The organism is Sphingomonas parva (ex Maeng et al. 2020) (genome assembly GCF_004564275.1).
Taxonomy (GTDB): Bacteria; Pseudomonadota; Alphaproteobacteria; order Sphingomonadales; family Sphingomonadaceae; genus Allosphingosinicella; species Allosphingosinicella parva.
Window position 1 is genome coordinate 16,199 of sequence record NZ_SPDV01000041.1, and the last position, 11,619, is coordinate 27,817.

An 11,619-nucleotide genomic window follows, 5' to 3' on the forward strand; every position below is an offset into this window, starting at 1 on the left:
GCGGCCGCGCCGCCCCTCCTCGCGCGCTTTTTAGCAGGTCACGACCGCGGCGGCGGTGCAGCAGCACGCCGGCGTGCAGGTGCAGCAGCAGCTCGCTCCGACGGTCTCCGAGTTCGCGTCGCCACGGAACGGATGGTCCTTGAAGGCATCCTCGATCGAGACGATGTCGCGCCAGCTCAGCGTCTCGGTCCGCTCGGTGCTGTTGCGCCATGCGAGTGCGACGAGATCCCCCTCGATCAGGGTCTTGGCCTTCGCGGTGAGACGATCCGCCGAAGGACCGTCAAGGAATTCCGTGATCGGCGTGTCGAAGTCTTGGGTGTCGAAGCCGTCCTCTGCCATGATTTATCTCCATTGTGGAGTTAATCTCGCTTCCCCGGCGACCATACGCGACTGCGGGAACATGGCGGAGCCGGAAGGATAAGAGGAGATGAAGCAGCCGGTCAACCATAAATCGGTCGGCATTTTAATGTTGTTGGCTCTTCACTTCTGCAGTTTGTCTAAGATCATGATATCAATGAACTACCTGCAGTGAAGTAGCTGCCAGTCCAGCGGCCGAAGGTACGGTAGCGGCCTTCGACGAGGTCGCGGTGGCTCCAGATGGACGGGCCGTAGCGCGGGTCGTGCAGCGAGACGCGGCCGATCGAGGAGAGGCCTGACAAGGCGACGAGGTGGCCGCCGCCGAACGACCAGCGGATCCGCGCCACGACGATCCGCCCGGCGGCGATCTCCCGCTCCAGATCGACGATCGTGAGCGCTTCGTCACGCTGCCCCGCCAGCACTCCGGCCGCGGCGAGCGCCAGGCCTGCGTCGCAGAAGCGGTTGGGGGGCAGCCCGACCGCGGCAACGACCGCATCCTGATCGAGCCCGCCGGCGCCGCGATAGTGCCGGGACACGGCGCTGGCGACCGCGGCCCAGCATTCGTGGCGGCGCCTCTGAGGTTCGACGGCGATGTCCAGCCGCAGCCAGGTCTCCGGTCGTGCGTCCGGCGCGGCCCGCTTTCGACTGCGCTGCCGTCCCCAGTGCATCGGCGTCCCTCTCCGACTCGCGCGGGAAAGGCTGCGCGCGGCGGTCGGACAAGTCCAGCGAGGTCACGGCACGCGGTGCCTGCCGGCCGCCTGCCGCGCCCGAGTGGGGCAGGATTGCGCCTTGCCTGTCCGTTCCGCCCGTGACACATCCTGTCCATCGCAGGCGAGGGGGACGCTCCGCTGATGGAATCCGAAGGCGCGGTCGTCGAGCTCGTCGATCTCAGCAAGACTTATCGCGGACGCAGGGGCGGCGTCCATGCGGTCCGCAACGTCTCGATCTCGGTCGGGGCGGGCGAGGTCTACGGCTTCCTGGGACCAAACGGGGCAGGCAAGAGCACGACCATCCGCATGCTGCTCGGGCTCATCGCGCCGACCGGCGGCGAAGTCCGGCTGTTCGGCGAGGCGCTCCGCTCCAATCCGCGCACGCTTCGCCGAGTGGGCTCGCTGGTCGACGGCGGCGCCTTCTATCCCTTTCTCTCCGGACGCCGGAACCTGCAGGTGCTGGCCCGCACCCATGGCGGCGAGGGCGCCGACGCGCGGATCGACCCGCTTCTCGAGCAGGTCGGCCTCGCCCATGCGGCGGAGCGCAGGGTGAAAGGCTATTCCACGGGGATGCGCCAGCGCCTCGGCGTCGCCGCCGCGCTGCTCCACGATCCCGATCTGGTGATCCTGGACGAGCCGGTGAACGGCCTCGACGCAGCCGGCATCCAGGAGATGCGGATGCTGATCCGCAATCTCTGCGACGAGCAGGGCAAGACGGTCTTCCTGTCCAGCCATCTCCTGCACGAGGTCCAGCAGGTCTGCGACCGCGTCGCGATCATCAGCCGGGGCGAGATCGTGCGCGAGGCGACGATCGCCGAGCTGCTGCGCCAGGACGAAGGCCTGCGGATCGAGGCCTCGCCGCTCGCCATGGCTCAATCGGCGCTGGAGGGGCGCTGGGCGGTCGAGCCGGACGGCGGCGCGATCCGCGTGGCGGCGACCCAGGAGGAGGCGCCGGAGGTGGTCCGGCGCCTGGTCGGCGCCGGAGTCGACGTCTTCGGGCTCGCGCCGGAGCGCCGCAACCTCGAGGAGGTCTTCCTCTCGATCACGCAGGAGGATCCCGATGCTTGACGCGGTCTCGGCCGAGCTGCTCAAATTCTCGCGCCACCGCGCGACCTGGTTCCTCATCTGGATCTATCCGGTCGGCTTCATCCTGCTCTTCGCGATCGCCATTGCGGTCGCTCTGTCCGGGGCGCTTCCGGAGAGCCCCGGCACACCCTCCACCGCCAAGTGGATCGAGAATACGGCGGCGGTCTGGTACGTGCCGCCGCACACCTTGGGGCGCTACCTGATCGCGGCGTTCACCGCGGTCGTCTTCGCCGGCGAATATGGCTGGAACACCTGGAAACTGGTCGTGCTCCACCGTCGCCGGCCGGCGCTGATCGCGGCGAAATATGCGATGGTGCTCCTCCTGCTCTACGGTGCCGTATTGTTCACCGCGCTGCTTTCGGTGGTACTCACCTGGGCCAGCGACCATCTCACCGGCGACGCCATCCCGCCGGGGATCACGCCGGCGGCCATCCTCCACGAGCACGGCATGCGCGCCGCGGTGACGATCGCGCCGGTGCTGCTCACCATCGCCTACACCAGCCTGGCCGCGATCCTCACCCGCTCGATGATCGCCGCGGTGGTGATCGCAATCGTGATCGGCACCGCCGAGCAGACCTTCACCGCCTTCGCGCCGCTGCTCTCCGTCTATGCGCCGCGGCTGATCTGGGGCCTTTACCAGGTGCTCCCCGGCTATCATCTCGAGAATCTGGGCAGCTGGATCGTCGAGGGCAAAGCGTTCGAAGCCCGCTTCCCCCGCACCGGCGTGGTCGCGCTCGGCTGGGCCACGTCCGCAATGGCGATGGCGGCCTGGATCGGCGGGCTGATGCTGCTGACGCTCGGCAGCTTCCGCCGTCAGGACATCAACTGACGGCCAAGGTCCTTACGCCACCGCCGGCTCAAGGATGCGGATCGTGCCCGCGTCGGCGTCGATCTCGGCGCGAATACCCACCGGGATGCTGAACTGATTGGCGACATGGCCGATCAATGCGCCTTGGAAGGCCGGCACGCCGAGCGGTTCCAGATGCTGCTTGAGCACCTCGGAGAGGGTGAAGCCGCCGTAAGAAGGTCCCGAGCTGCGGCAATCGGTGCATTGGCCGAAGACCACCCCGGCGACCTTGCGCAGCACGCCGGCGAGGGACAGCTGGGTCAGCATCCGGTCGATCCGATATTCAGCCTCGTCCGTATCCTCGAGGAACAGGATCGCGCCGCTGAAGTCCGGGAGATAGGGCGTGCCCATCAGCGCGGTCAGCACGGTGAGGTTGCCGCCGAGCAGACGGCCGCTGGCCTTGCCGCCGCGGAAGGTACGGATGCGGCCGCCGCGCTGGACCAGCCGATCATCGCTCGCTTCCGGGTTTCGGTAGAGCGGCGTGCCGCCGTCGAAGGCGAGGCTGCGGAACGCGTCCCAGGACAATTTGCCCCAGGAGCTCGCGGCGTTCGGGCCATGGATGGTGGTGAAGCCGGCGCGGGCGGCGAGCGCCATGTGGAGGGCGGTGATGTCGCTGAACCCGATCAGCAGCTTGGGATTGGCGCGGATTCTGTCGAAGTCGAGATAGGGGAGGATGCGCGCGCAGCCCCAGCCGCCCCGCACGGCGAAGATCGCCCGGACCGTGTCGTCGGCGAACATCGCGTTGAGATCGGCGGCCCGCTCCTGGTCGCGCCCGGCGAGATAGCCGTAGCGCTGGGCGAGGTGCGGCGCGGGCTTGGGCACGAGCCCCATCGCGCTAACCGTCTCGAGGACCAGCTTCAGGTCGAATTCGTCGTCGGTGAAGCCGGCGGGCTCCACCAGCCCGACGGTGTCGCCGGCGCGCAGGCGCGGCGGCTTGCGCGTCGCGGACGCGGCCGCCGCCGGAGCGAGCGGCAGCACGGCCGCGCCGGCGAGGGCGCCGAGAGCCTGCAGAGCAGTTCGTCGATCATGCATCAGGGACATACGCGCACTTCTCCGTGGATCGCCGCGGCTACGGAGGCCCGGCAGCCCCCGGCTCCGACGGCTATCGAGGTGTCAATTATAGGAGCCGGTCTTCAGGCAGGTCTGCCACTTGCGGTATTCACGCATCTTGCAGGTGCTGTCGCTGCACAGGGCCGATGAGGAATGATGGCGCGCGTTGCACTGCTTGCGGCGCGGATCGTTGCTCGCCGCCGCCGCAGAGGCAGCCGAGGCAGGCGCCCGAGTCGCCCCCGACGCACTCTTGGCGGCCGCTGTGGCGGGTCGCGAGGCGGGCGCGACATAAGGCGCGTTCTTGGCATATTGGCCGCCCGCCTTGAGCACGGCGGCGAGCAGGGGCGAGCCGCTATAGGCCATGTCGGCGACCGTGCTGCCGATCTTGCTGCGCAGGTTGGGGTTCGCTCCGCGCTGGAGCAGGATCTTCGCCATCTCGAAATTGTTCTGGTCGGCGGCGATGTGGAGCAGGGTGTAACCCTCGGCATTCTGCCGGTTGACGTCGAAGCCCGGCGTATCGATCAGCGCCAGCGCCTTCTCATTCTCCTTCCAGCGCACCGCGACGATCGCGTCCTCGAACGGGTCGCCCGCGAACGCAGCCAGCGAGCCACCGGCACAGACGAGGAGGACCGCCGCAGCAACAACACGCAACCCGTTCATTCCATTGCCCCCAATACGCCTTCGGAGCCGCAGGTGTCCGACGCGGCGGCCGCTCTGTCAATCGACGAGAGCTTTGGGCGGCGAACCGTGACGGCCGCGCTGCGGCGGGTCAGTCCTCCTTCTCCGCCTCGTCCTCCTTCGCCTTCATCAGCGCCTTGGCCTCTTCGACCTTACCGGCGTCGATCAGATCGACGAGCTGGCGGGCGAGATTCTCGTCGCGTTCGCGGTGCGGCGTGAACGCGCTGCGCTGAAGCAAGGCGCGTGCCGTGGCAGCATCGCCGTCGGTCAGCATCTGCCGGGCGAGCTGAACACGTATCTCGGTGCTCTCCGGTGCAAGAGCGGCGGCGCGCATCAGCCCCTTCACCGCGCCCGGTGTGGGCTTGGCGTCCGCGGCGGCGAAGCTGGTGTAATAGAGGTAGAGGGGCATCACGGCGTTCGGATCGGCGCGATTGGCCTTCAGGAACCAGGCGCGGGCGGCCGACCATGCGGCGGCATCGGTCGCTTTCGTCTTGGTTGCCCGCGATACCGCGATCAGTCCCTTGCGGACGAGGGCGTCGACATGGTCCGGCTTCAGCGCGAGCGCCGCGTCGGCCGCCTTGTCTGCCCGGTCCAGCCGGCCGGCGTGATGCTCGGCGACCGCCCATTGCGTCTGCACCACCGCATCGTCCGGAAAGCGGGCGGCGATCTTGGCCGCCTTCATCGCCGGGCCGAGACGGTAATCCTTCTGGACGCCGACGGTGAAGGCGATGTGCAGCGGCAGCATCTCAGCCTGTCCGGGCGAGAGCGTGGTCACCGTCACCCGCACCGGCTTCGGATCGGGCGCGACGTAGAGCGGCGACTGCAGGCGGCCCTTGGCGTAAGCGTCGAGAGCGTCGTTGAGCTGCTTCAAGTCGCCGAACGACTGCTCGGCAGCCTGCAGGCTCGGAACGCCCTTGTTCAGCGCCTCGAGATAGGCGGCAAGCTGCTTCTTCCGCGCCGTGTCGAGCATCGCATAATGGGTGAGCAGCCAGCCGCGGCCGTAAAGCAGGTCGAGGTCCGGCGTCCTGTAGCGGATCGGATCGAACAGCTGTTTGGCCGAGAGGCGGTTGCCGCTCTTCAGGCCCTCCGCCCGATAATTGGCCGGATAGCCGATGATGATCGATCCGTCGGGCTCGAACGTGGCGTTGGCGTTGAACTCGGCGAAGCCTTCCGAGAACCAGTAAGGATAAGCGGTGGGGAAGTTCGAGAAGGCGAAATGGTGGCCATATTCGTGGAGCAGCACCGTCTGCGAGCTCCACCAGCCCGTCTTCGTCTTCTTGTCGATGCCCGGCATGTGCATGCTGAAGATCAGCGATCGGTCCGGCCTCGCTTTGTAGCAGCCGAGCGCGGTGTAGCCGCACGTGCCATAGACCCCGCCGTCCTTGAGCGCGTAGATCTCCAGCGGCCGGGCATGCTGATCCGGATTGTCGGGCACGCCGTAGAGCGAGCGAAGCGCCGCGTCGAACCGCTCTAGACGGGTGGCGAAATCGCGCGCCCCTTCCTCGGTGTCGTCGATGGTCAGGATGAAGTGATCGGTCCGCGCCTCGCGCCATTCGGCAGGCGCTGGCGACGCGACGGCGAGCGCCGTCAGCGCACTGATTTTCCACGGCAAGTAGCGCATCTTGTCCCCCCTAGACCGGATGAGGCTAACCCAGGTCCGGTCGTCGCGAAAAGGGGTAATCGGCGGCGCGGACGCCCGCGGAGCGCGGAAGGAAGCGCGGCCTAACGCGTGCCGAAGGTGCGGTCGCCCGCGTCGCCCAGACCGGGGACGATATAGCCGTGGTCGTTCAGCCGATCGTCCATGGCCGCAGCCCAGATCGGCACGTCCGGATGCGCGGCGCGCAAGGCCTCCGCCCCCGGTCGGGCGGCGAGCAGGCAGACGAAGCGCATGTCGGAGGCGCCGGCCTCCTTCAGCCGGTCGATCGCCGCGATGGCGGTGTGGCCGGTGGCGAGCATCGGATCGACCACGATCACCAGCCGCTCGGCGACGTCTTCCGGCGTCTTGAAATAATATTCGACCGCCTGGAGCGACACCGGCTCGCGATAGAGGCCGATATGGGCGACGCGGGCGGACGGCACCAGATCGAGCATGCCGTCCGCCATGGCGAGGCCGGCGCGAAGGATCGGCGCGAACACCAGTTTCTTGCCGGCGATAGCCGGGGAGAGCGTGGTCGTGATCGGAGTTTCGATCTCGATCAGCTCGGTCCTGAGATCCCGCGTCACCTCGTAGCAGAGCAGGGTCGCAATCTCGCGCACCACGGCGCGGAACAGCTGCGTCGAGCTGCGCCGGTCGCGCAGCAGGCTGAGCTTGTGCTGCACCAACGGGTGCCCGACGATCGTCAATCCATCCATGTTCAGAACACCGTGCCGTCGCTGATGATGTTGAGGGGCGGGCCGCCGTCCTGCCGCTTTTCCGCCGCGATCCGGCGGCCCGCCGTCCAGCTTCCTGCCTCGAGGATGCGGGCAAGGGGGAAATTCTCCTCCTCGACGCCGAGCAGCGTCCGCACCTTCGGCGCCAGGCGATCGAGCAAAGCCACGGTCATCGAGCGCCAGGCGACGATCAGCGGGTCCGAGACGTCATGCCGCTTCGCGGCAAGGGCTGGATCGGTGAGCCGCAGCACATTGGTGTCGAGAAACAGGCCGCCGTTGCGATATTCGGCAAGGCCGGTGAGGCCGTCGATGTCGACCACCGCGATGCCGGCCGCCTCGAGCGGCTCGATCAGCGAGTAAGCGAGCCATTGCGAGAGCTTGTGGAGCGGCACCAGCCCGTCGCTGGCGTCGGCGCGCTTCAGCGCCGGATGACGCCAGCAATCGCCGAGCGGGATGCCTTCGACGACGAGCCGGCCTTGCCAGATCGGCCCCAGCGCCTCGAGCAGCAGCTCGAGAATCGCCGGCGCGGGAAGCGACCCGCCGTCCGCCCGCGCGGCGAGCACGTCGTAGAGGCCACCCGGTCGTGCCGCGTCGGCGACGGCGAACAGGTCGGGCCGGGCGAGCGCCTGCGCACCGAGACGGCGCAACAGCGCGGATCGCCCATCCAGGCCGATCATCGGGTTGCCGGCATCGACTGCGAAGCCGCGGGCCAGAGTCTCCGGCGCCAGTCCGGCGAGCAGCGCGGCGTCGGCACGATGAGGCGAGCCGGGATCCGGCGAGAAGGCGCCCGCCTCGAACATCCGCTGGCTGGCCACGGCAAGGCCTTCCGAGCGGCCGAGGGTGAGGCCGGTGACCGGGTCGCGGAAACGCCAGCCGGGGCCGGCGCCGGCGTCGAGCAGAACCGAGAGGATGACCAGATCGAACGCGGCGCGGGCACGCTCGGCCGGATCTTCCCCGGCGTCCGGCAAGGCCGGCGCGCCGGCGACGAAGTGGCGCCAGCGGGCGTGGAACGGCACGTCGAGCTCGGGATAGAGCTCGCGCGTCACGGCGGCGGTGCGCTCGGCCGCCTCGTCCAGCCGATCGAGATCAACCGTCCAGCCGTCGATGCCGCCGCTTAGCCCGGTGGCGAGCATCTCGTGCGCGCGCTCGCGCACGGCCGCGGCGCTGAGCAGGCGCCGCACGGCCTGGCAGGAGTCGGTCTCTAGAATTGGCCGAGATCCCGTCCGATGACCGAGCGCAGCGCTTCGTCACTCGGCGCGCCCTCCGGGGTGAAATAGCCGGCAGCTTTCTTGGCCTCCATCTCGACGCTGGCGTCGGGCGGAACGAGGTAATCCGGGATCGGCACGCGCTCGCCGATCTCGACGCCGCCGGAGACGAGCGCATCGTATTTCATGTTCGACATGGAGACGAAGCGGTCGATCCGCCGGATGCCGAGCCAGTGGATCACGTCCGGCATCAATTGCTGGAAGCGGGCGTCCTGAACACCGGCGACGCATTCGGTGCGCTCGAAATAGGTCGCCGCCTGGTCTCCGCCCGGCTGGCGCTTGCGGGCGTTGTAGACCAGGAACTTGGTCACCTCGCCGAGCGCGCGGCCTTCCTTGCGGTTGTAGACGATCAGGCCGACGCCGCCGGCTTGCGCCTGGCGGGTCGCTTCCTCGATGCCGTGGGTGAGATAGGGACGGCAGGTGCAGATGTCTGATCCGAACACGTCGGAGCCGTTGCATTCGTCGTGGACGCGGCAGGTGAGGGTCTTCGCCGCGTCGCCGAGGAAGACGGGATCGCCGACGATGTAGAGGGTCATGCCGCCAATCGGCGGCAGGAAGACGGACAAATCGGGGCGGGTGACGAGCTCCGGATACATGCCGCCGGTCTGCTCGAACAGACAGCGCCGCAGGCTGCCCTCGGCGACACCGAACCGCTCGGCGACGCCTGGCAGCCACCAGACCGGATCGACGGCGATCTTGGTGACCGAAACGTCCCCTGCCTCGTGAACGATCTCGCCATCGACCTGCAGCCGCCCCGCGGCGATTGCGTCGCGTATCTCCGGAAGCGTGAGCCGTGCCCGGGTAATTGCGATCGACGGCCGGATGTCGAGACCTTCGGCGATCAGCCCGGCAAAGTCCTGCGCGACCCGATGGCCCCAGGGATCGAGCGAGACGATCCGCCCCGGCTCGCCCCATTGCGGGTGCGGCCCGATGTCGCACACCGGCGCGGTGTCCTGGAGATCGGGGCGGGCCTGGGGATCCATTGCCCCCGACGAGATCGCGAGGGCGCGATAGATCGAATAGGAACCGCCATGGGCGCCGATCGCGTTACGGTGGGAGCGGGCATTGACGGTGGCGATCACCGGGCCGCGTTCCGCCGCCGTCGCGGCGCCCCAGCGGAGAGGAAAGCGGGCTGGGCCGCGCGAGCCGGGATGGGAGGTCAGCCGGATATGGCCGTTGCTGGCTTCGGGTACGCGCTCCATCGGCAATCCCCCCGTTTGCGCCGGCCTCACGCCGGTCTCTGGACGGAGGCTAGTTCAGTCGAGGTGCCGCGGCCAGAGGATTTTCAGCCGCAACCGACTGCGCGACGAACGCTAAATCGCGCCTTGCCAACGGTTTGCGCGGCCGGCGCTGCGGGACCGTTCCGCTGCGGTGCAGCATCGCCAAGCGAGGTGACACCGTTACTACACTGGCTACCGCCCAGTCGGCACATCTCAAGTAGCTGTTTCGATAAGGGATTCTACGCAGTTGCCGAACTGCGGTAGAACTACGGTGTCGCTTCGCACACGCAGCACCCGTTCTATGAATCTACCAAGCCGAGCTGAATGAGCAGGGTAGCTCCGTCCTCGGCACGATGGTGGCTCGTCCGGGCCACGGAAGGGGACCTTATGCTGCAATATCTAGGTAAATTTCGCATCGCGACGAAGGTGATGGCGCTGCTCGCCATGCTCGGTGCGCTGTGCCTGGCTCTCAGCGTCTATTCGAACAGCGTGCTCAAGAGCACCGACGCGGCCTATTCCGAGCTCGTCAACAAGCAGCTGGCGGGCACGATCAAGCTCGTCCGCTTCAACCGCTTCACCCAGGAGATCCGCCTCGCGGCGTTCCGCTCGATCGCCTATGACGCCGGGTCGCAGGACTCGCGAGACAATACGGCCTTCGAGAAGGAAACCTTCGAGAATGCGCGCAAGGCGCTGGAAGAGGCGCGCGCGCTTCGTCCGGACCTCGCGGACGAGATCGAAGAGGTCTCCGCGCAGCTCAACGTCATTCACGAGGCGGCGGGGCGCGCGATCGAGCTCGGCACCCGCAACGAGGATGCCGCGGCGACGCAGGTGATGCTCGCTGCCAAGCCCGCGTTCGCGAAGATGGACGGGCTGATCCAGCCGCTCAACAAGAAGAGCGTCGAGGCCGCCGAGCAGAGGTCCCAGGCGCTGAGCGAGGGCGCCAATGCGACCGCGTTCACTGGCCTGATCGTTGCGATCCTCGGCATCCTGGGCGCACTGGGCGCAGGTTTCCTGGTCAGCCGCCTCGGGATCGTGCTGCCGATCGGCAACATCGAGCGGCAGATGCGGCAGCTCGCCGACGGCGATCACTCGATCGAAGTGCCGTGCGTGGTCCGCAAGGACGAGCTCGGCGCGATGGCGCGGGCTCTCGTGGTCTTCCGCGACAATGCCAAGGCGCAGAAGCAGGCCGAAGCCGCCAAGGCGGTCGCGGACGCGGCCCAGCAGCAGGTCGTCGCCGAGCTAGCCGACGCGCTCGCAAAGCTCTCGGCGGGCAATCTGACCGTCAGCCTCGCCGACTTCCCCGGCGACTATCGCAAGCTGGAGGAGGACTTCAACGGGGCCGTCGCCGAGCTGCGCGGCGCGATGGAGACGATCGCCCGGTCGACCGCCAACATCCACGGCGGCTCGGGCGAGATCAGCCAGGCGTCCGACGATCTGTCGCGCCGCACCGAGCAGCAGGCCGCGAGCCTCGAGGAAACCGCGGCCGCGATGACCGAGATCACGACGACGGTGCAGAACAGCGCCGTCGGCGCCAACGAAGCGAACAAGCTCGTGCTCGCGACCCAGGCCGATGCGCAGGAGAGCAGCAAGACGGTCTCCGATGCGGTCGCGGCCATGGCCGAGATCGAGAAGTCGAGCCAGGAGATCACCAAGATCATCGAGGTGATCGACAAGATCGCGTTCCAGACCAACCTGCTGGCGCTCAACGCCTCGGTCGAGGCGGCGCATGCCGGCGAGGCGGGGCGTGCCTTCGCGGTCGTCGCCAACGAGGTGCGTGCTCTCGCCCAGCGTTCGGCCGACGCGGCGCAGGAGATCGGCGCACTGATCTCCAACTCGTCCAGGCAGGTCGACAATGGCGTCGGCCTGGTCGGCGAGGCGGGGAAGGCGCTCGGCCGGATCATCGGCTCGGTCGACGAGATCAGCGGCCTGGTGTCGCAGATCGCGATGGCCGCCGACCAGCAGTCGGCTGCGCTCGCCCAGGTCAACACCGCGATCACCGAGATGGACAAGGTGACCCAGCAGAACGCGGCGATGGT

General features: G+C 68.1%; 11 protein-coding genes. 3 read left to right on the plus strand and 8 right to left on the minus strand.

What is annotated here, in order from left to right; genetic code table 11:
• Positions 1 to 30: 30 nt before the first annotated feature.
• Both E2493_RS17200 and E2493_RS17205 read right to left on the minus strand, forming a co-directional pair.
• The gene (locus tag E2493_RS17200; RefSeq protein ID WP_135089309.1) at positions 31 to 339 is read right to left on the minus strand and encodes a hypothetical protein; all 309 of its coding nucleotides are present in this window, start codon (positions 337 to 339) and stop codon (positions 31 to 33) included.
• Positions 340 to 503: 164 nt separating this feature from the next.
• The gene (locus E2493_RS17205) at positions 504 to 1,025 is read right to left on the minus strand and encodes a papain-like cysteine protease family protein (protein ID WP_135089312.1); all 522 of its coding nucleotides are present in this window, start codon (positions 1,023 to 1,025) and stop codon (positions 504 to 506) included.
• A gap of 183 nt (positions 1,026 to 1,208) precedes the next feature.
• Between E2493_RS17205 and E2493_RS17210 the strand changes: the two genes are divergently transcribed.
• Together E2493_RS17210 and E2493_RS17215 are read left to right on the plus strand one after the other, a co-directional pair.
• The gene (locus tag E2493_RS17210; RefSeq protein WP_135089315.1) at positions 1,209 to 2,135 is read left to right on the plus strand and encodes an ABC transporter ATP-binding protein; all 927 of its coding nucleotides are present in this window, start codon (positions 1,209 to 1,211) and stop codon (positions 2,133 to 2,135) included.
• Positions 2,128 to 2,982, plus strand: coding sequence for an ABC transporter permease (locus E2493_RS17215; protein ID WP_135089318.1), 855 nt, complete (start codon positions 2,128 to 2,130; stop codon positions 2,980 to 2,982). Before E2493_RS17210 ends, E2493_RS17215 begins: the two co-directional genes overlap by 8 nt.
• A 12-nt stretch (positions 2,983 to 2,994) precedes the next feature.
• Here E2493_RS17215 and E2493_RS17220 read toward each other — a convergent pair whose 3' ends face one another.
• The 6 genes from E2493_RS17220 to E2493_RS17245 all read right to left on the minus strand — a co-directional run bounded on the left by E2493_RS17220 (position 2,995) and on the right by E2493_RS17245 (position 9,565).
• Positions 2,995 to 4,041, minus strand: a complete 1,047-nt coding sequence (locus tag E2493_RS17220) for a S66 peptidase family protein (protein WP_135089321.1) — start codon at positions 4,039 to 4,041, stop codon at positions 2,995 to 2,997.
• Positions 4,042 to 4,113: 72 nt separating this feature from the next.
• Positions 4,114 to 4,710, minus strand: a complete 597-nt coding sequence (locus tag E2493_RS17225) for an ankyrin repeat domain-containing protein (RefSeq protein ID WP_135089324.1) — start codon at positions 4,708 to 4,710, stop codon at positions 4,114 to 4,116.
• Positions 4,711 to 4,819: 109 nt separating this feature from the next.
• Positions 4,820 to 6,349, minus strand: a complete 1,530-nt coding sequence (locus E2493_RS17230; RefSeq protein ID WP_135089327.1) for a hypothetical protein — start codon at positions 6,347 to 6,349, stop codon at positions 4,820 to 4,822.
• A 101-nt stretch (positions 6,350 to 6,450) separates the two neighbouring features.
• The gene (upp, locus tag E2493_RS17235; protein ID WP_135089330.1) at positions 6,451 to 7,080 is read right to left on the minus strand and encodes a uracil phosphoribosyltransferase; all 630 of its coding nucleotides are present in this window, start codon (positions 7,078 to 7,080) and stop codon (positions 6,451 to 6,453) included.
• Between the two features lie 2 nt (positions 7,081 to 7,082).
• Positions 7,083 to 8,279 carry a DUF1688 family protein gene (locus E2493_RS17240; RefSeq protein ID WP_225421558.1) on the minus strand — a complete coding sequence of 399 codons (1,197 nt, stop codon included), beginning with the start codon at positions 8,277 to 8,279 and terminating at the stop codon, positions 7,083 to 7,085.
• A 20-nt stretch (positions 8,280 to 8,299) separates the two neighbouring features.
• Complete coding sequence (locus E2493_RS17245; protein ID WP_135089333.1) at positions 8,300 to 9,565, minus strand: GTP cyclohydrolase II; 1,266 nt, start codon at positions 9,563 to 9,565, stop codon at positions 8,300 to 8,302.
• Positions 9,566 to 9,970: 405 nt separating this feature from the next.
• Between E2493_RS17245 and E2493_RS17250 the strand changes: the two genes are divergently transcribed.
• Positions 9,971 to 11,619: methyl-accepting chemotaxis protein (locus E2493_RS17250; protein ID WP_167737601.1), on the plus strand; the 1,649-nt coding region annotated here is incomplete at its 3' end.